Below are 20,461 nucleotides of genomic sequence, written 5' to 3'. Positions count from 1 at the left end.
TGTTGTAGTTATCTAACGATAGTAACTATATAAAAGTCCTTCTATTCCAACTATTACAAAGTATTACATGATAGATAAGATTAGTCTACAGCTCAAAACAAACACTCTAGACTAATACTAGTTAGCATCAATACATGCTTTAGTTATTATCTTGATTGTTTAGGTAAAGTGCTTGTAAAGGTCCGGTTTTAAGCCATTTTTCCATAACTTGATACTGACTAATTGAAAACATCTTTTGGTCTTTATCATCAGTTTCAGCATTCATAAAGTTCATCGCTAAATCACTGTTTTTACACTGTGTAGTTGGCAGCCCGTCACAAGTCAAATGACGATGTGTGTTTTCATCAGTAGGCACGCCATGTGTGTGCCCAATCAAACCAAATAAATGACCCAGCTCATGAGTGAGCGTTTTACCTTCATCAAATCTGGGCTCTCGAGGAGGAATTACGCCAAACACAGAATCCGCCACTACAACACCAATTATTCTATCTTCAACAAATCCAGGGATATTCGCCCTCCCGAGTAGGCCTAGCGCCCCTTGAAAATCTCTAGCGTATCCAACCCACACATTAATATATTGATCATTTGGCCAGGCATCGATACCGCCTTTTTCCGCTTTCGCATATTCATTATCAAGCGTAATGATACTTAACTGAGCTGTTTTTCGGTTAATCCCCGAGTGTGGGTTACCATCAGGATCATGGGAGGCTAAATAAAGTTGTATACCTGTATCTGCAATATAGGGTGAAAATTCATCTTCTATTGTCTCGAGATCCTTAGTATTTAAGGCTCTAAAGTGCTGGTTTGTCGCCTCAATTTGAGAATATATTTGCTCATCACTTATCTGCACATACTCATTTTCAATTACATGAACAACAACAGGTAAACGTATGCGCTCAATACCCTCTTCAGGTAGAGGGAAATGACTACTGAATTTTACATCCACAGTACAATTAGCATTGATATTGCCTGTTGTGTATTGTTGCTCACTTAACGTGCCACCACAACCAGTTACCGACTCTATGAAATGGTCACTATTAGGATTGATATTAATCTTTGCGCTCTCACCGTATGACAATTGATGACTGGGGCTATCAACCCAACCGCCCAGTGATGTCGTTACATTAACCGTATATTGGAAAGCCTTAAACTTCACTTCAATCGTGCAATTCTTTTCAGGATTACTGACTGTAAACTTTTCGCCATCTACTGTGCCATCACAGCCAGAAACACTCTCCAGTTCATGACCTGGGTTTATCCCTATTAAAAAAGTTTTTTCCGAATTTTCAGCAAGCTCAAATGAATCAGGTGTAATAGAACCTCCCTCGCTTAGGGAAGTAGAAATCATATAGCTGTTTTGTTCTGGCAAAGTTGTAATCGGAGGTTCAGGGGTTTCTGAGTCACTGGACCCGCCACACCCCCACAATAAAGCGGACGTTATTCCGATCAGATAGATTCTTATGTGAGGCATCAAGATTTTCCTTAAATTAAAAATGCTATTAACTACACTAACGAAAGTTATAGATGTGCTCCAGCTTAAATTTGTTATTTATTGTTACAAAAAAGAACAATAAAGTTAACATAAAAAACCAAGCATATCACTTTTTTAGTGCCTACTTTATCTATGCTTCCTATGTCACTCCTAAACACTGTGAACCCGCGCCCATTATTGAAACAACAAAGCAAGTAATATAAAAACACCTCCGTTCTGTAAGAGTTGAAAACAATAATTTAAAAATACAAGTACTAAAGCAAAATGTTAGATTATTCTTTTTAATTACATAGCTTTACTTCATAAAGCTTGTAAATACCATTTTATAATAAAAAAAACTTGAAAAAATAAGTTCAAAGAATAAAATACCCAAAACCATAGAGCTTTAACTCTATTTAATTAGCAATTAAGGATGAATAATGAAAAAACTAATTACCACTCTAATGGCACTATGTGCGCTTAATGTGTCAGCAAATACTGATGATTTAAATGTTAAGTTACTATCTAATAAAATAAAAATTGTCGCGTTTGGTAAAAGTGGTTGGGATCAACGATGGAGAGAACCAACATGCAGTATCACAAAATCGGACAAAGACGAATACGGACAAGCATACCTAACCAGCCGCTATGATATGTGCACTTGTCAAAACAGCATTCAAGCTAGGTACCTAGTGGAAGATACACAAGACAATCCAAAAGATGAATTAGTGATTTGCTACATCAATAATTAATTATTGTAACTTAGACCAAGTTCCAACCTTGGTCTAAGTCCTCGTATCTCAATTTAATCCTATCCAGCCATTTTCGAGAAATCTAAACTAAAACCTCAACACTCAGCGCAAATAAACTTAGGGCACATGAAAGGGAAAAACATAAATAAGCACTTAGTTAGCCTACTGTAATTTTGTATTCCAATTTACCAAGAAAGATGACATATAAATTACCCGAAAAAACTCATTAATGTTATAATATTGCAAAATTCACAACGCTAAAGTCATATTTTTCATTCATAGGTAGTTCAATGTCACTATTTCAGCTAGAAACATATATAAAATACAGTAAATTTGTCGCCTTGGTCGCTATTTTAATCAGCATTACCGCCTGGACCGTCGAGCTAACTGGCATTGTATATGTTTGTCCATATTGTAGAGCACAGCGCACAGTTATTGGTATTTTAGGCTTACTCTTAATACTTCCTACAGCTTCACATTGGATTTCCAAATACATTGTACTTGTCATTGGTTTTTTTGGCGCCGTCGTTGCGGCAAATCAACACTTCATGGGGTGGAAGTCAATCTCAGCAGGTACATTTAATTTTCATGAACATATCGCAATGGACCCATTTTTATTATCCGGTTTTGCTATGACCGGCATAATTGGTTTAACCTTTCTGAACTTAAAGCAAGCTAAAACACAGCAGAAGCCTGAATAATCAGCACTCTAAATATCCTCTACGTGGTCGCAAACGCATTCATTGTGCTACCACGTAGTATCTTACAAGCCATATACACTGGGGCTTCTACCATCTGCACGGATCCTATCTTCAAGCTCTTGTTTATAGGCAAGATCATCATCATTATTGCGCCAATAACTCGCACCAAATTTGTCGACAGCAAATTTCATGATTAAAGCCGTAGAAGTACGGACACCTGACTCACATAACATAACGTAAAACAAATTATCGGCGTCAGAGCGACTAACTTCATGAGTATGATAAAGCCAATCGTGCACTAATGCTGCCTGCATGTATCTGGGGTTAAAAGGTGTACCTACCAAGTAATATGCCGCAATGGGAATACTTGCGCCATCATATTGAAAAAACCGTGGCACCCAACGCACATTCCCATTAATCTCGTAAGAAAAATCCTCAACCAACTCATAAGCATTTTTTAATTTGTTTGAATGTGAGTTTAAAACAGGTTTGATATTTAGCGTACCCATATAGTCCGTTCCTATTCTTAGAATGGCAATACTATAGAAGTACGAGATGTCAGTATTATGGCTATAAAGAAGGCTTGAATGCCTTGGGGTTAATTGAAAAGAAAAACTATGGCAACCCCACAGAGGAGTTGCCATAGTGGCTAAGTAACGCTATCCCTTGTTATTTTTATTAGACGGGACACAAGCTATTTTGTTGTAAGAAAGCTTGCTCAATAGGGGGTTATAATTTTTATTGTTGTTCCCCTAAAATCGTTTTAACTTAAGCCTCAACGGGGACCTATATTAGGTATTTGGAGTGTGTCATGTCAATGTTAAAACCACTTTAAATTCAGTTAAACAGAATATTATTAATTTATTTATTTAACTCAAACTTTTACGCAAAGGATTTCTACTCTCATATTCAATTATTTAGCTTAGGAGGGCACAGACTGTCCTCCGAAACAATTTATAAACGAGTAATATTTATAAAAAACATAGAGCTAAATGAAATATGACTCAACAAACAAGCCACATATATCGGTGTGTACATCCGATTATAGATACAACAGAACCAGTACCATTATGGTTCACAACCTCTTCATTTTCACAACATAGCGCACTTATTGATCCAGATGATAGAGTCTGGCAAATTGAATTAGATCCCTGCAGCCATTCAAATGCCCGTCTACACAGCTTGCAAATAGCGCCCGCAGTTAATTTTGTAGATAGGAGCAATACTCAGACCCCACATTCATTGAGCTTGGAGTTAGTGATGCAAGATCCAAACTGGGAATTTGTAGACATTATTTTTCCACCTTCTTCATCTGTTATACCAGTAGAATTAGCCAGTGAAACGGATTCAACTCAACCAAGGATCTTAGTTGATGTTAATGTGACCAACAAACAAAAAGCTTTAATCAACTATACAATCGAAGCCGGGCATTCGTTGAGAGACCTCTCTTTACGCTCCAATATTTTTAAGTTTTTCATCCGTGGAAAAAACCTCTCTACAGGCCTCTTTCATACAACCGATGGACCGAATACGTTTGAACTAGATGCAATGAACCATCCCTGAGAAGCATCTTGCCTTAAAGTAAAAGAGCTTAGTGTGCTTGAAACGGCCACTTTAAAACTAAATAAATTTTACAAAAACGTTATTTTTACAATAAATAAACATTTTATATGTGTGAAGTGTGATTTTTAGCCAGTTGGTAAATCACGTCAATCATCAAAAAGGATCAGCATGTATAAAATAAAATTAGCACTATTCGGTTTAGCTGTTTTGAGCAGTTCGTACGCTTCATTTGCAGAAGCTAATAAATCAGAATTCAACCGCTACGTTAACTTTAATTGGGGCGACTGCCCCTCAACGTTTAAAACACCAGACAATCGTAATCTCTGTTCTTTTGCAAAAGTACCTGTTAACTGGGATAAACCAGACGGTGAACAGATAGATATCATGGTTTCAAAATACCCTGCCAAAAGTACAGACCCAAAAGGTCAAATTTGGTTTTTACAAGGTGGACCAGGCTATTCTGCCAGCTTTTACGCCACGCACTACAACACAACGCTCTCACAATACACACAGGATTATGATTTATATATTTTAGAACATCGCGGCGTTGGCTGGTCAACACATTTATCTTGCCCAAACCAATTTCAAGGAGATTATTTACAGTATCAAAAAGCATGCTATAACGAGCTATATAACCAGTGGGGAGAGAATTTATTTCATTTTAACACCACAGGAGCCGCTCACGATTTAGCTTACGCGATAGATAAAAGCAGAGCGACAAATTGGTTACCAACATATGTCTATGGCGCGTCATACGGCACACTTTGGGCACAGCGTTTTACTCAAGTTGCCCCTCAGGGAGCGCAGGCAATTGTGTTGGACTCAATTGTGCCATCAAAAGGGTTTAGCTTAGATTTATGGGATGAAAATGCCAACTATATCTTCAGTGGGCTAGCCCAATATTGTGATAATGATCCACTATGTCGCAATAAGATTGGTGCCAACTCTGAGGCGACAATAAAGCAACTTTTAAACAAGGTGTACTCACACTCTCACTGTAGTGAAGCAAAGTTTAATCGAGATTCCTTACAAGCGCTCTCAACTTTACTCATGATGCGGTCGGTAGAAGGCGCACTGATGCCAACCTATTATAGATTGGCACGCTGTAACCAAGATGATGTTATCGCACTTAATAACTTACATCAGTATATTTTTGAAGGCGTTGGGCGCAAGCTAATGGCCATTGAGCCGGATCATCCGCGTAATTTTTCACAGGTACTTTCCAGCCTCATAACACATAATGAAATTAGCTTTGAACCAAGAACCCTTTCAGAGCGACTTGAATATTGCCAAGACGCTGTTGCCTGTATACCTAAGAACCTGCTTTATAGCCGCTATATCCAAAAAGATGTATGGGGCAATAGATACAGTAATCAATTTGTGTATGCTGATGTTCAACATTATATACCCACATTAGTCTTAAATGGCGATTTGGACTTACAGACACCACATAGCTATGCGCATGAGTTTAAAAAAACTTTTACCAACATAAACCAACGATATATTGAGTTTCCCGAGATACCACACGCAGTGATCTTTGAATCTCCGGCAAATACGGCCAGTGGTAATAACTGTGGCGTCGACGTGATGCAAAGCTTTTTAAATAATATTTGGCAGCAGCCAAATACAGATTGTATTGCTAAACTCGAGGGGCTGAACTTCAATCTCTCAACGATCGAGAGCCAAGTTTTATTTGGCACTGATAATGCTTACGACGGCAGTGCAACACCTATGTCCTTAGAGTCACTAGAAAGCTTAAAAACTCAAAACCCAGTGCAATTTGACAAGCATAGAGATACTTTTATGCGCCTCGCTTATTTTTAAGTAAACAACAAAAAAGACGCCAAAATGGCGTCTTCATATATGTTAGCAGCGTCGTGAGCCGCAAGCCCGACATGTCTCTGTCGCGACACACCCTTTATTAGTTCTATCACAATCGATGTCTGTATAGTAATAACGACCACCCGCAATTTTTGGTGTATTTTGCTGCATCAATGTATTTAACTGGCTCAGCTCTTTGAAGTTTCTTTTTAGTAATTTGAGTTTCATTATTAACTTTCCTTTTAGTTTGTTTTTTAGCCAAAACAACCGTATCAAAATATTCATAATGTAACAACATAGGCGTAGCTCTGTTATTTAACGTTACAAAATCGTCACTCACTCATCGAATAAAGCGTTCTATATTTTTGCTAACCATTTATACTCATTAGCTGTAAGTAAAATACGTGCGTATAACAATGAAAACGATAAACTATTTAGCAAGTATCCTTGTCGTAGCGAACACGACAACCTCTGCTGTATCAGCAAATGAAAAAGTCGAAGATGTCTATAAGGCCAATTGCGCCTCGTGCCATGGAGCGCAATTGCAAGGGGCCATGGCAAGCTCATTATTAGATGCCAATTGGATAACAGATGGCTCTGATGATGCATTGACCAACGCCATAAAAAACGGCCTAGTAGATCGCGGTATGCCCGCATTTGGACACGCCCTATCAGAAGAAACCATTCGTACACTCGTCGTTTATATCAGAGAAACGAGTTACAATGCTGATACGGCAAAAATCCAAACTCCTACGTTAAGCAAACAATTCAAAACTGCGCTTCATGATGTCAATACCCGAGAAGTTCTGTCTACTAGCGGCATTATTTGGGCAATGGATTTTCTACCAGATGGCAGTTTATTGTATACCCTAAGAGAGGGTGAACTATGGCACCTAAACCCCAAAGGCAAGCGTACGAAGATCAAGGACACGCCTGAAGTATGGCACCGAGGACAAGGTGGTTTATTAGATGTTTTACCAGATCCAGATTACCTAAAAAATGGTTGGATTTATTTGTCATATAGCAAAAAGACAGGGAAAAATGAGGCAAATAGGGATATTGGCATTACATCGATTGTACGTGGAAAAATTAAGAATGGCCAATGGACAGAGCAACAAACCTTGTTTGAAGCACCCAAGCAAACACATAAAAACCGTGGCTGGCACTTTGGCTCGCGTTTTGCCATTGATGGAAACTATTTATACTTTACCAATGGTGATGAGGGGCACCAGGATGACGCACAAAACCTAAAAACACAAAATGGTAAAATCCACCGAATATACAAAGATGGACGCATCCCCAAAGATAACCCTTTTTATAATCAAAAAGACAGCTTAAAAACCATTTGGACGTACGGTAATCGTAACCCTCAAGGCCTAGTCATTCATCCTACGACAAACCAGGTTTGGTCTACAGAACACGGACCAAGGGGAGGGGATGAGCTGAATCTTATTAATAAGGGCGTCAACTATGGATGGCCAAAAGTCACTTTTGGCATGAATTACGATGGTTCACCAATCACGCCTCACACCGATTTACCTGGTATGCAACTACCAGTGCACCAATGGACACCTTCCATCGCTGTCGCCGGTATGAATTTTTATACTGGTAAGCAATTCAAAAACTGGGAAGGCGATCTCTTTGTAGGCAGCCTTGCCAAAAAACAACTTCACCGTCTGAGAATAAAAAACAACCGTGTTGTGGATGATGAAATCATATTAAAAGGACTTGGTCGTATAAGAGACGTGGTAACAGCCCCCACAGGAGAGCTGTACATCACGATCAACGACCGAAAAAGTAACCAAAGTAAAATCGTCGCTCTCAGTGCCGTAAAATAACATTATTGGGTAGTGAATGAACAACTTCACTACCCAATAATTTGATTTAGAAGTCACAGACTCAACTTGCAATGCTTCACTTTAACCCGCGTAAAGGCATTGATTGGTGAGATAATTTAAAAAATGAAGCGGATGTTCGCAGTCTTTCTGATAAAGCGACAATGCCCTTAACTGAACTGGACAAATCATTACTCGCTTGCGTTGAACGTTTAGATGCAGTATCTACCGCCTCGACAGTTTGATTAATTTGACTCAACCCTACTTCTTGCTGCTTTGATATTTCCATTATATTTTGCACCAAGTGCGATGTTTTATTTGCCGCAGGAATAATGGTTTCAAGTTGCGCCCCGGCATTTTCAGCTAAACTCACGCTCTCACCCGCTCTTTTACCAATTCTTTCCGATGCACTTTGGCAGCGCTCTGAGAGCTTGCGCACCTCACTAGCTACCACAGCAAACCCTTTACCATGAATACCTGCTCGAGACGCTTCAATGGTTGCATTTAACGCCAACAAATTTGTTTGATAGGCAATCTCGTCAATAATTTTTACCTGCTCAGCAATGCTTTTCATGGCTTCAATGGTTGTCTTGACCTTTTTTCCACCTTCATTTGCCTCTTGCGCAGTGTTAATTGCGACTTGCTCAGTTGCCAATGCATAGTCACTATTTGATTTAATCGAGTCGCTTATCGAACCAACTGCAAGTTTGGTATCAGTGACACTGCGCTCCTGTGAAGCTGCAGTTTTCTCCATCTCTTTTGCCGTGTTAATAACTAAAGATGAAAATCGTTCTAGCGCACTTGCACTTTGCTTAACTTCATAGATTACACGAGTGAATTGCTGCGCCATGCCCTGTAAAGCGCGCATAAGATTAGCAATTTCACTTTGCCCCGTGATTTTTCTTTTAAAATGTAAACTTCCCTTTGCTAACCGATTAGCAATTTCTACCGCCTCATTAATCGGCTTTGTAATAGATCGAGAAATAATGAATGCCAGAAAAATAGCGATCAGCAAGCTAAAAACGCTGACCGAGATCACAAACTGCTGGGACACTTTATTGTCTTTTTGCAGTACAGGCCCCATCGTGTCTTGCTGATCTTTAATACTTAGTTTTAACGACTCAATTTTGTATGCAGCTTGCTGGCCAATCACATCTAATTTTTCACGTTTGAGCTGGTTACGAGTATATATCACGTCGACTAACTCACTAAATTGATTCATATACCTAGGGGCGAGCCGCCTGACGTTGGCAAAGTGTCGGCGTCGAGTTTCATTTTGCAGCTGCGCATCTAACTTTTCCAAGTTAGCAATAAATGCCTTGTACTCCTTGCTGACTTCATCCACATCTTCGCTGTCATTAGTATCTAAAAACTTGATGACATGAAGCCTCACTAAGAGTAGGTTTCTCAATGCCAAAGACGCATAAAACGCCGCTTCCATATCATTGTCTTCGCGAGCACTAATTAAAATGTTTGACAAATCCTGTTCCATCAAAGGCCCCATTTTATTCAGGCTTTCATGAACAATCTCATTGCGCTGCGCAATTTTATCTTCCACTTTCTGAAAGGTATTGGCGTATTGATTTGCCAAATTTTCTACATCGATAAAGGTTTGGATTTGCTCTTTACTGATAGCATCTTTGTGCGCACTCACCAGCAACTCATTGAGTGTGGACATTCTGGTGCGCTCTTCTTGGAGCGCAATATGACTGCCGGTATTGATGTAATGCAATGCAGCAATTCGTAATGTCAACAGGTTGGCTTGAACTCTTCCCGCATTATTGGTGTTTCTTGCTAAAGAGCGATACTCCCTAAACCCATCCGCTGCGGTATTCAGCGCCTGAACAGACACCAGAACTGCACAACTAAACAAAAGCAACAACACACAAAACCCAAAGCCTAAACGACTTGATATTTTTAGCTGTGCAAACATATCTACCTTCCGGTATATCCATACCTTTGATATACGATTCTAAAAATATAATACAACGGCCACACATTGCTGGTTTTTATTGATTAAAACTCATCAATCAATGTTGTTAGTCTAATAAATCCACCTAAGCTGAGTTAGTAAGCACAGTTCAATACTTTCTGTTTAGCCGATTTAATTTCAATACAGGCATCTTCAGTAGGAGCGCGGACCTTTACAATACCAAACACCACCTCTTCCTTTCTTTGGTTGCTGCATTGGCAATCAATGATCAATGATCCATGTTGTAAATCTTTGTCAATCACAGTCACTTTTGTGGTAATTACATCTCCTACCTCAACAGGCAAAACAAACTTTAAGTCTTGTGAGAGATAAACTGCACCTGGGCCTGGAAGTTGAGAGCCAATGACCGCAGTGATCTGTGCAACTGGCCAGACTCCCTGTACAACCGTCCCTTGAAAAGCCAAATTATCTAGACTTTCAGCATCAGGCTGAATGCCGAAACCTTGAATGTCACTCGATTTCACTTGCCGAATACATATTGCACTTTGTCCTATTTCAATGTCTTCAAACACAACATTCTCTAGTTTCATTTTTTACCCTGTCACCTGGACACAATCATCAATATAGTTTTCTAAGGCTATAACTATATTAGACTCAATAAACTCAGGCTTTGATAGCTTAAACAAAGACTTTAAAGCGCAAAACACAGTCATGATTTGAATCATACTTTCCAACTGCAGCTTATGTTATTGCGCACCCAGTGAACAGAACAGTACGACGCCAACATACAGTACATTTTGGATTTCTGGCGCCAACCGTTTTTACTTCAAAATCGACCGTCTAAGTCCCATTTAGCTTATAGCCCTGTGCTTTTTTCGGTATATCATAAGTATAAAAGCGAGACTTTTCATAAATAAGTCAAATGATAAGGGTGACATGATCGATAAATATTCAATCAGCTTTGTGAGTCTAAAATCAACGCTATGTCACTGAATAATAAAACTATAATAAATTTCCTTGCTTCATCGTTATCACTTTACTTATGAGTAGCGGGCAGTATGATTCGTGCCGATTAAAACCACACTATAGGGATGAAAATTAAATTACTTGCCTTAGCATTATCAAGTGCTCTAATTTCAACAGCAACATTTGCTAGCGATACGTTTAATTTTGATTACGTTGGCGCAGGCTACGCCAAATTTAAAATTGAAGATGATGATGGCGATGGCCATATGCACTTGAATGGATTTACGGTAGAAGCAAGCAGCTTAACGAAAACTGGGTTGTTTCCTCTCAGTATGTTTTAACATCGCGCGATAGTACCCGTTCGGGATTGTATTGGAATGACACTTTAAACGTGCACTCAAAAGAGGAAATCGATTTTGCTCAGTGGCACTTGAGCGCAGCCTATCTCATTCCCCTAGAACAAGGTACGCTGTTAGAGTTTGTTAGTTCTGTGGGCAGGATGACTTATGACTATAGCCGTGAATATAAAGAAACAGTTGTCGAAAATAACCAATCTGACAGACATTCAACTTATTACGGCGAACATCGACATATTGAAAATAAAGACCATACTAATACATTTGGCCTCGAAGCAAATTACCACATTACGCTTTTAGATAACTTAAAAGCCAGTGCAGGCCTAGGTTATCAACATATTTCAGATGCCGATGATAAACATGAACTTGTCTACAAACTAGAATTAGCATATGACTTTACGAATGACTTTACGAATGACTTTACTATCAGTGCAGCATACCGAAACGTAGATGTATTCGAGAATTATTTTGTGACAGTTAGATATAATTTCTAAATCATACAATTTAGTGGGAACCGAGCGTTCCCACTAAATTTCCCTTTCATTTTAGGCAGTTTTATCAATAATATGCACATCTCTCTGAGGGTAAGGAATAGCAACATTCGCACTGTCTAATGCAGGTTTTATAGCTCGATTCGTCGCAAAATAAACATTCCAGTAATCATCCGTTTTACACCAAACCCATACAGTCAAATCTATTGAGTTATCTCCGTAGCCAACAACTCCTACAAAAGGCGCAGGCTCCTGTAAAATGCGATCGTCATTCTTCGCCATATTCAATAGTGCCTTTTCGGCTTCGTCTACACAGTTGTTGTAGCTTATTCCCACGCTAAGATCGACACGTCGAATTGGTTCGTGGGTCACATTATTTACTTGCTCACTCGCCAATGGCCCATTGGGCAGAATGATGCGGCGATTGTCTAACGTCGTTAAGAACGTACAGAACACATCAATTGCTTCAACGACACCTTCTTCACCTTGCGCGACAATGTAATCGCCAACTTTAAACGGTTTGAAAATCAAGATCAGTACGCCGCCAGCAAAGTTTGACAAACTCCCCTGCAATGCGAGACCCACAGCAAGGCCAGCAGCACCTAAAATGGCAATGAAAGAGGTTGTTTTCACACCTAACATCGAAATGACGGATATAAATAAACAAGCTTTGAGTAACACAGTCGCTACACTACTGAGCCACTTTCTCAGCGAAATGTTGAAATCCCGCTTCTCAAGCAAATAATCAATGGCGCTGCCAACAAGAGAAATTAACCACAAGCCTACGATTAGCGTAATAATCGCCAATGCGAGTTTAGGCGCAAAGCTCACAGCATGCTCAATCACCAAATCTATAATTTTTTGCAGATCAATCGAAGATGTGTCCATAGAAACCTCACTAATTAAACCTAAAGAGCTAAGCTTAGTTAAAAAAATGAAATTAATTATGAATTTTTATTGCTAAAACACTTTTACCTGACCTGCTTACGAACAAATGTATAATGCAATCAACGTACTGCTGTATTTATTTCAATAAAATTACGTAAATAACAACATAACCTATAAGTAAAAAACTCTTTTTTCGTACCACACAAGTTTGCAGAGTACACATTGGCATGAATCAATAAGACTTATAGTGCTTTGATTTAACGCTACAAATAGAATAGTCGACCACGAACTTTAAAATCACAACAGTATCAGTTTTACGTCTTTGCTGTAATCAGCTGTAATTTCCCATGTTATAGAGCTGTGCGAAAATATTAACAATACTTAACTACCGTCAGAGAAAAATATGTCCAATCAATACCCAATTGTACTTGGCTGGCTGCTAAGGAGATGGCCTTGGGTCCTATCTACGCTCATTATCCTTGCCATTGTTGTGATCGCTTTTCGCACATTATCAGCATTAAGTGAACTAAAATATGCCCTTACTCCCCCTAAATTACCGCAGTACAAGCACCTCGACACTCAATTTATTAACCAAACGGGTTGGCCAAGCACCGATAATTATAACCATCAGTGGCCATACCATGCATCACAAGGGACAGCTACGCTGCCAATTCCCTATGAATGGCTAGTCGCACTGGAAGCACCGAAAAACACACCTTGGTTTATTTTATTTAGCGAAGAGAAAACTTTTCTTTCTGAATACATATACCGGTTGGGTTTTATAAACTTAAACGGTGCAACACAAACCGAGTCTACTGAATTACAACTTCCATTGGGCTTGGCAAAAACCTCGAGCATCCCAATGCCTGGCCTAAACCGTAAGGCAACGGCGGTCGGGTTTACATGTACTGCTTGCCACACCGGACAGTTTACATATCAAAACACTCGATATGTGGTTGATGGTGGCCCTGCAATGACAGATTTGGGGTTACTCACTAAATCTTTAGGTGCAGCCATTGGTCAAACTGTATTATCAAGCAAGCTTGCACCCTTTGATGGGCGCTTCGAGCGCTTCGCTCAAAAAGTGCTGGGTAGCAATTACAATGTTGTCAGTAAAGCCAAACTCAAAGCGGCACTCATAGAAACCGTTGCCAAGCTTGCTAAAGGGCAAGATACCATTAACGTCACTGAAGGTTTCACTCGCCTAGATGCGCTCAACCGCATTGGCAACAAGGTATTTGCTGACAACATGGACCGACCTGAAAACTATAATCCAATAGAAGCACCGGTAAATTATCCGCATATATGGACCACATCTTGGTTTGATTGGGTTCAATATGATGGCTCAATTATGCAGCCTCTAATTCGAAATGCAGGCGAAGCACTGGGTGTTGCAGCCTATGTTGATATGCAGATCCCTACTAACCAATTACAACAACCAGCCACTTTCGCAAGCTCTATTCCAATCAAATCTCTTTATGACATTGAGCAGTGGTTGGCAGGTGAATACCCTTTAAAGGACTACACTCCCGGAGAGCTTGGCAAAATCAGCGGACTAAAAGCCCCTAAATGGCCGGACAGCCTGCCTGAAATAGATAAAAAATTAGCAGCCAAAGGCAAAGAGCTATATACCCAAAATTGTCAAAGTTGCCACTTGCCTCCGATGGATAGCCCTGATTTTTGGCAAGATCATTGGAAGAAAATCAGTTATGAACAAGATGGAAAAGTGCAACAAACTGATTTGAAATACCTAGCGCTAAAACTCGTTGATTTGGATTACATAGGCACAGATCCAGCGCAAGCTGAAGTGCTCCCTAATCGTACCGTCAATACCAAGCAACTTGGCCTTGATACTGACTTATGTGTATACGTAGATGATCAGCAAAAAACCGCAAACATGAGTGAAGATTTACAGTTTGTCACAGTAACAGACAACGCAACAAGTAACTTTGCCCTTGCACTGGGTGCCGTGGTCGAAGAGACCAATCAACAATGGTTTAGACAAAACTATACAAGTGGTAAGTGGCAGCAAAAACTTGAAGGCGGCCGACCAAATTGCCTCAGACATAGCTTTGCTTACAAAGCACGCCCACTCAATGGAATATGGGCAACAGCGCCATACCTTCACAATGGGTCCGTTCCCAATCTTTATAGCTTGTTATCTGAACCGCATGAAAGACCCACGTTTGTTGAGCTTGGTAGGCTAGAGTTTGACCCAATCAATGTGGGTGTTTCTCAAGGTAAACATGTGAATGAACTTAACCAGCAATCAGATCTACAACCCGCAAATCAAACTGACGACTATCAAAATGGATATTTCATACTGGATACGCGCCAAGCGGGTAACCACAATAGCGGTCACGCCTTTACTGATGATAAAACAGTGGTAGGGAAAATAGGTAAAAAACTTAGTCATGAAGAAAAAATGGCGCTGATAGAATACCTAAAAACACTGTAATGAAAACACGCGCATACCATATGATTTGCAAAAGTTAGGAGGCTAGCGCCGTGAAATGCGTTTTCGCCATGCGAATTGCTTGCGAAATGCATTTGGCGTCATGCCTTCATGCTTTTTATAACACTGGTTAAAGTAAGCACTGCTGTTAAATCCGCATCGATCCGCTATCACGCCGATAGGCAAAGCAGTTGTCGCAAGTAAATGCTTTGCGCGCTTCAATCTAAGCGTCAGGCAATACTGTGTATAGCTAGTCCCCAAACTGCTTTTGAACAGCCTTTTGAGCGTAGCAACGCTCAAATTAACCTCCCCAGCCAATTCAGGTAGGCTAGGTAAACACGCAATACGACTTTTCAATAGTTCCAATATCGGTGACATTCTAGCTACATTTCTGGCCGATGCATTGACAGAAGCGCTCTGCATTACTTTTGCCTGCATCAATATGAACAACACTTCGCTTAGCAATGTTAGTCTCTTAAGTGCACTCGCCGTGTTCATCTCAAACATGTACTCTTTGACTTTGAGTGCAATGTCTTTTGAGAACACACAGCCTTGTTCTAGCCCGTTTAGCCAAGCTTGTATGGCTTCCAATTCGCTAATATCAACCGCAAATAATGACTTTGGCCACAACACAACCACCACATCACCTACAGGTGCTTGCTGCTCTGTGTTATCCCAAGTATGCGGTTCTGTTGGTAAAATTAAAGCCAAGTCAATAGACTCAAAAGCATGAACATCATCCGCTAAAAATCGCTTTCCATTTGCACCTAAAGTTAAAATTAACTCATAGCAATCATGTTGATGCCATTCAAACAACAGCGGGCTGTTTTGAATATGCTTAACACTGACAGACTCGTTGACGGCAAAACGAACAGGTGCTGGTTTAATTTTATTAATGAGCTAAAACCTTAAATACATGAGCTAATAACTAAATTAGTAGTGTGCGTTTTTGGCAAAGTAAACGCAACTTAAATAATGGGATGTAAAGTAATGAATGTCGTATTCGACCTGGATGGTACGTTAATTTTTCATGGTCAACCAATGCAAGATGCCGTAACTGACGCACTGCTAAAAATTGAACAACAAGGCGCGACTATCTTGTTCGCAACTGCACGCCCCTTGAGAGATACACTGCCAGTCATTGCAAAGCCATTTTGGGATCATCAGATAATAGGCTGTAATGGCGCCATGATAAGCAACAATAGGCAAGTCGTAGACGCTTTGCACTTTGATAAGGATGAAATTGTTAAAGTCTTGGACTGGTTGGATAGAGAAAACATTGCGTACCTTTACGATGGTCTTGAGGAATATGCGATTTCCACCACGCCACATCATTTTCATCAGGACGTCAAAAAGCTGGGTAGAGATCCTGTGTGTAATCAATCGGCTAGGCAGCAACCTATTGTGAAGCTTTTGGTGCTTGAAGAGCACCGACATGAAGAAGTCAAAGCGTTTCTCTGTACCGTTTTGAGTGATTATGATGTGTACCACCACAATGGCTACCATAGTTTTGATGTGGTCCCAAAAAACAGTAACAAACTCAATGCGCTTTTACGAATTGGCCTAGATATGAATCACACGATTTGCATGGGTAATGATCAAAATGACATTGCTATGTTGGAAGCAGCCAAAAAAGCATATGTGGTTGGTGATTTAATCACCTTAAACCGTGACTTTACAAAGTTGAATCAAGATTCGCTGATCACACACCTCAATGAGATTGCTAAACTCGTTAACTTACCGACTTGAACCAAAATGAGCAGAGAGTGTACCCACACTCTCCTATATAAGCACACATTCTAGTGTTACTCGCAATGATAAACATCTAGGTTAAACATATAGAACGAGGGTTTCTAATCATACAGACGTTCTACTTGCAACTGCAACTCACAAGCAGATCCCCAATGTGTACTTAAGAGGCCTTTTTGTCTAAAAGTAAACCTAACTAGTGGTACGCACGTATTGCAAAGAAATCTAGATAGGAGGTTGTATGAGCCACTATGTTATTAAAGGTCACGACTATGAAGCGTTTCGTGATACCCAAGACGAACTAGAATCACTGCATGTTGACAATGAAGATGTCAGTGCAATTTGCGACGATAAGCCCCACCCCTTACATGATTGTCTGACAAATCATATAGTCCACCTAATGAAATCAGAACTGATTGTGCTGTTCACTATCATCACCGCGGCATATTGTGCCGTTGCGTGGGTGCTGATCCCACCGACAGCCGCGATAATAGGCACGGTGATCCTGGGGATGTTTAGTCTTTGGGTGAGCGGGTTGATCGGAACAGATTTAGTTAGATATTACATGATGTGCAAGGATTCAACACAAGGCGAACATCACCCATTAGTATTGCATGTTGAAATTGATGACAGTCAACAAGAAACGCTAAACAAAGTCATGCAAAATCACCCGCAAATGAATCTGCAAAAACTTGTGTAACTATACTACTTTAACTATGTTGGCCTGCAAACCAGACCAACATATCGCCTCTTACTAAATCGCTTGTAACTCTTTTTCACTAAAAAGTATATCTTTACATAGGCTTGGTAAATCGGATGGTTTTAGCCCACCGGGGAGGTGTTTTAACTTATCAAGACTGATACCGGATTTAATTGAATTTTCAGGGCTTTTCATCACTTTAGTTATCCATGACATAAAGTAAGAAACACGTGAGTAGACTTCCAAGCTGTTATACTTTTCTGATGGCCCACCGCCATAACGCGAGCTTAACCCCATAACGTAATAATCATTTCCCTGTTTGAAATACGCAGGCCCACCACTGTCACCACCGCCAGAGATCCCCTCCAAAGGCAATGCTGACTCTCCGTTATCAAATTTAAATGTTAAGATTGGCCCCTTTGCTTGCTCAACTCGGTTTTGTGCTTTTCTAAGCACACCTTTATTGTCATAATTATCTACCGTTATCCCTGTTATTCCATTACCTGTTCCGCCGATACCAATAAACCAGATATCTCGCCCAGCCTCATTTGTTTTTTGGTATAACTTCGCTGGCCTCACCTGATGAATTGGCTCAGAAAGCTCAACTAAAGCAATATCATGACTGACACCTGGAGTGTGATTAGGGTGTACATGCAGGCGTTTAACTATTGCACTACCTTGAGTCGTTTTTATCTTTGTACCCGGCTTCAAACAAAATGTTGTATGCGCTGCGGTAATTATCCAATTTGGCTTAATTAACGAACCATGTGCACCATCAATATAAAAAGTTGTAAGTGCAGGAAAATCCAATGGTTTCGCTAAATATTGCTTATCTTCCATATCATGGCGAATAAGAATAGCACTTGCGTTATAACTAATGAGCACGAGTGACAATAATATATACTTCATAATCTTCCTTATTAGGTATATAAATTAAAATTTTACTTAGTAAATATTTAAATAAAGATTAAAAAACCTAAATTAAAAACAAACCTAGAGTACAAGAATCCTGAAAAAACGTTATGACCTAATCAGTCGTTATAACAGAAAGCTCAGAAATTTAATTTAAAATATAAGTTACTTCTAAAAATACCCAAGAGTAACTTACTATGATAACAAAATACTTTTAAACCAGTGACTACTTACTGAACATAAAATTGCCCTTGAAAAGCCAGCCCCTCATCTGCCACAAAGTAACCTAGCCAGCTGCCAGCCTTAACATCGTATACATCATCTTCAGCATGCTTTATTGTTAATGCATTGTTTGATTGAATGCCTTTTAAATATTCAACACCATAAAAAGACCAATCAGAAAACCCTTTACTCAGCATGTTAGCGTGGATAAGTTGAGTACTATTAAAATTTGCACGCTCCGATAATAGCAAAGACTTAAAACTCTCATCATTCCATAAATATAAAACCTGATTGCATCCTGTTAAAACGCCTATTTCACCTGTTTGGCTGTAAAACTTAGGTAACGAACTCAGATTCTTGTCTATAAAATTCTGTACCCCATCTTGCTCATCATAACAGGCTAAAGAGAACGAAAAGTCTTCTTTATTCGGTAGTTTACCCAAAGCCAAACCAGATAGCCTTAATTCCACCTCATCTTCTGATATACGAAACCGATCATAATCAAGCAAGCTATACTTTTGTTCTAAAGAAGTAAGAGATGATTCTGACATTGCATGATAAGTCATGTTTATTTCTGTGTTATTTACTTCTAACAATGGTTTAGTTGCCGCTATTTCTATAAAATTACTCCAAACTGTCGGCAATAAATCTCTATGATACTGCCCTCCAACCAACATATCTTGTTCAAAAAATAAAACAGTATTACGGCCTATTGTCGCTAAACGCCATATATCATTGACTCGCCAATCAAAGCTAAACCTTCCAATCTGTTTTAGTGCATCTTGATAAGATATTCCCAATTCAAGGCCATAAATACGCTTATCACTGATTTTCAGAGACGGTATCATTTGCTCTTGTACCAAGGTTTCCACTTGAGCTTTTTCTAATCTGATTTTTGAGAAATTGTAGAAATAGCTAAGCTTATTACTCTCATCTGTAGATATTACTTGCCCATGCTCGCAACCAGTAATAGGGGATAGGTGTAGAAAACCAGTGATCTGGGCACTTCTAGTTATCTTTCCTCCTCTTATTTTTTCTTCATCTTGCTTGAATCTAATTGACTCAATAAGATAGCTAGTGCCATTTGAAGCTTTTACGTATGCCTTATTAAGTAACGCTTTCTTTAAATCAGCGACAGCTTCATCTTTTGAATACTTTTTATCAAAGTTCGTACTCTCTTTAAAATGAACATCTTGCCCCTCAGGCAGCTTAGTACACTCACTACCTCTAAAGAACACTTCCTTGGCATTTGACATACAGCTTATTATGAGCAAAAAAAACAATATCGATACTCGCATCCTTACCTCTTTATTTTTATAATCAAAACCCATATAAGAAATAACACAAAACAAAACTATATAAAAGAACACAAAAAAAACAGATTTAAAATCCAAAATAAAATTAGACAAGACTTAATATTAATCTATTTTTTCAGACTTATTCTTTTTTCAGTGTTATCTAATGTCTGATAGGCAATTACTTATAACTTATTTCAGATAATAAGTTCGGCATTCATAGAAAGGCGTATAGGATGAAGAAAACTGCCGAAAATGGTTTGCGCTTTTTATATCAGGATAAAAGTTCATTTATCATGATACGACGCATTAAGGTGTTTTTGGTTTCGTAACGGCCTTGTTTCCTAAATA

19 protein-coding genes are annotated in these 20,461 nt (G+C 39.3%); 10 read left to right on the top strand and 9 right to left on the bottom strand.

Going from position 1 to position 20,461, the window contains the following annotated elements; genetic code table 11:
- Window positions 1-139: 139 nt before the first annotated feature.
- Window positions 140-1,471: a M43 family zinc metalloprotease gene (locus tag N477_RS18795; protein ID WP_063360553.1), complete on the bottom strand. Its 1,332-nt coding sequence runs from the start codon at window positions 1,469-1,471 to the stop codon at window positions 140-142.
- A 440-nt stretch (window positions 1,472-1,911) separates the two neighbouring features.
- Here N477_RS18795 and N477_RS18790 point away from each other — a divergent pair, with 440 nt between their 5' ends.
- The gene (locus tag N477_RS18790; protein ID WP_063360552.1) at window positions 1,912-2,223 is read left to right on the top strand and encodes a hypothetical protein; all 312 of its coding nucleotides are present in this window, start codon (window positions 1,912-1,914) and stop codon (window positions 2,221-2,223) included.
- Window positions 2,224-2,513: 290 nt separating this feature from the next.
- The gene (locus N477_RS18785; RefSeq protein ID WP_063360551.1) at window positions 2,514-2,924 is read left to right on the top strand and encodes a hypothetical protein; all 411 of its coding nucleotides are present in this window, start codon (window positions 2,514-2,516) and stop codon (window positions 2,922-2,924) included.
- A gap of 62 nt (window positions 2,925-2,986) precedes the next feature.
- On the opposite strand, the gene N477_RS18780 is transcribed toward N477_RS18785, so the two are convergent.
- Window positions 2,987-3,433: a DUF1353 domain-containing protein gene (locus N477_RS18780; RefSeq protein ID WP_063360550.1), complete on the bottom strand. Its 447-nt coding sequence runs from the start codon at window positions 3,431-3,433 to the stop codon at window positions 2,987-2,989.
- 490 nt (window positions 3,434-3,923) lie between these two features.
- Between N477_RS18780 and N477_RS18775 the strand changes: the two genes are divergently transcribed.
- A complete protein-coding gene (locus N477_RS18775; protein ID WP_063360549.1) occupies window positions 3,924-4,487 on the top strand; it encodes a hypothetical protein in 564 nt (187 codons plus the stop codon).
- Between the two features lie 168 nt (window positions 4,488-4,655).
- Complete coding sequence (locus N477_RS18770) at window positions 4,656-6,311, top strand: alpha/beta hydrolase (RefSeq protein WP_063360548.1); 1,656 nt, start codon at window positions 4,656-4,658, stop codon at window positions 6,309-6,311.
- Window positions 6,312-6,353: 42 nt separating this feature from the next.
- Here the strand turns inward: N477_RS18770 and N477_RS18765 are convergent, their stop codons facing one another.
- Window positions 6,354-6,536: a hypothetical protein gene (locus N477_RS18765; RefSeq protein ID WP_063360547.1), complete on the bottom strand. Its 183-nt coding sequence runs from the start codon at window positions 6,534-6,536 to the stop codon at window positions 6,354-6,356.
- A 188-nt stretch (window positions 6,537-6,724) separates the two neighbouring features.
- Between N477_RS18765 and N477_RS18760 the strand changes: the two genes are divergently transcribed.
- On the top strand, window positions 6,725-8,146 hold the full coding sequence (locus tag N477_RS18760) for a PQQ-dependent sugar dehydrogenase (RefSeq protein ID WP_063360546.1): 1,422 nt from the start codon (window positions 6,725-6,727) through the stop codon (window positions 8,144-8,146).
- 76 nt (window positions 8,147-8,222) lie between these two features.
- Here N477_RS18760 and N477_RS18755 read toward each other — a convergent pair whose 3' ends face one another.
- Together N477_RS18755 and N477_RS18750 are read right to left on the bottom strand one after the other, a co-directional pair.
- Complete coding sequence (locus N477_RS18755; protein ID WP_063360545.1) at window positions 8,223-10,076, bottom strand: methyl-accepting chemotaxis protein; 1,854 nt, start codon at window positions 10,074-10,076, stop codon at window positions 8,223-8,225.
- A gap of 134 nt (window positions 10,077-10,210) precedes the next feature.
- On the bottom strand, window positions 10,211-10,666 hold the full coding sequence (locus N477_RS18750; protein ID WP_063360544.1) for a hypothetical protein: 456 nt from the start codon (window positions 10,664-10,666) through the stop codon (window positions 10,211-10,213).
- Between the two features lie 501 nt (window positions 10,667-11,167).
- Between N477_RS18750 and N477_RS18745 the strand changes: the two genes are divergently transcribed.
- A complete protein-coding gene (locus N477_RS18745; RefSeq protein WP_063360543.1) occupies window positions 11,168-11,383 on the top strand; it encodes a hypothetical protein in 216 nt (71 codons plus the stop codon).
- Window positions 11,384-11,433: 50 nt separating this feature from the next.
- Window positions 11,434-11,892 (top strand): TonB-dependent receptor, encoded by a 459-nt coding sequence (locus N477_RS18740; RefSeq protein ID WP_063360542.1) that lies wholly within the window; start codon window positions 11,434-11,436, stop codon window positions 11,890-11,892.
- 51 nt (window positions 11,893-11,943) lie between these two features.
- Here N477_RS18740 and N477_RS18735 read toward each other — a convergent pair whose 3' ends face one another.
- Complete coding sequence (locus tag N477_RS18735; protein ID WP_063360541.1) at window positions 11,944-12,777, bottom strand: mechanosensitive ion channel family protein; 834 nt, start codon at window positions 12,775-12,777, stop codon at window positions 11,944-11,946.
- A 403-nt stretch (window positions 12,778-13,180) separates the two neighbouring features.
- Here N477_RS18735 and N477_RS18730 point away from each other — a divergent pair, with 403 nt between their 5' ends.
- Window positions 13,181-15,235 carry a c-type cytochrome gene (locus N477_RS18730; RefSeq protein ID WP_063360540.1) on the top strand — a complete coding sequence of 685 codons (2,055 nt, stop codon included), beginning with the start codon at window positions 13,181-13,183 and terminating at the stop codon, window positions 15,233-15,235.
- Between the two features lie 42 nt (window positions 15,236-15,277).
- Here N477_RS18730 and N477_RS18725 read toward each other — a convergent pair whose 3' ends face one another.
- Window positions 15,278-16,048, bottom strand: a complete 771-nt coding sequence (locus tag N477_RS18725; RefSeq protein ID WP_063360539.1) for an AraC family transcriptional regulator — start codon at window positions 16,046-16,048, stop codon at window positions 15,278-15,280.
- Between the two features lie 174 nt (window positions 16,049-16,222).
- Between N477_RS18725 and N477_RS18720 the strand changes: the two genes are divergently transcribed.
- Complete coding sequence (locus N477_RS18720; RefSeq protein ID WP_063360538.1) at window positions 16,223-16,981, top strand: HAD-IIB family hydrolase; 759 nt, start codon at window positions 16,223-16,225, stop codon at window positions 16,979-16,981.
- A 241-nt stretch (window positions 16,982-17,222) separates the two neighbouring features.
- Entirely contained in the window at window positions 17,223-17,681 is a 459-nt protein-coding gene (locus tag N477_RS18715) for a hypothetical protein (protein WP_063360537.1), read from the top strand.
- A gap of 54 nt (window positions 17,682-17,735) precedes the next feature.
- Here N477_RS18715 and N477_RS18710 read toward each other — a convergent pair whose 3' ends face one another.
- Both N477_RS18710 and N477_RS18705 read right to left on the bottom strand, forming a co-directional pair.
- Window positions 17,736-18,590 carry a trypsin-like serine protease gene (locus N477_RS18710; protein WP_063360536.1) on the bottom strand — a complete coding sequence of 285 codons (855 nt, stop codon included), beginning with the start codon at window positions 18,588-18,590 and terminating at the stop codon, window positions 17,736-17,738.
- Window positions 18,591-18,823: 233 nt separating this feature from the next.
- On the bottom strand, window positions 18,824-20,071 hold the full coding sequence (locus N477_RS18705) for a hypothetical protein (protein ID WP_155731957.1): 1,248 nt from the start codon (window positions 20,069-20,071) through the stop codon (window positions 18,824-18,826).
- Window positions 20,072-20,461 lie beyond the last annotated feature (390 nt).

It is taken from the genome of Pseudoalteromonas luteoviolacea H33-S, assembly GCF_001625695.1.
Classification (GTDB): domain Bacteria; phylum Pseudomonadota; class Gammaproteobacteria; order Enterobacterales; family Alteromonadaceae; genus Pseudoalteromonas; species Pseudoalteromonas luteoviolacea_B.
This window is presented reverse-complemented; position numbering and strand designations above follow the sequence as displayed.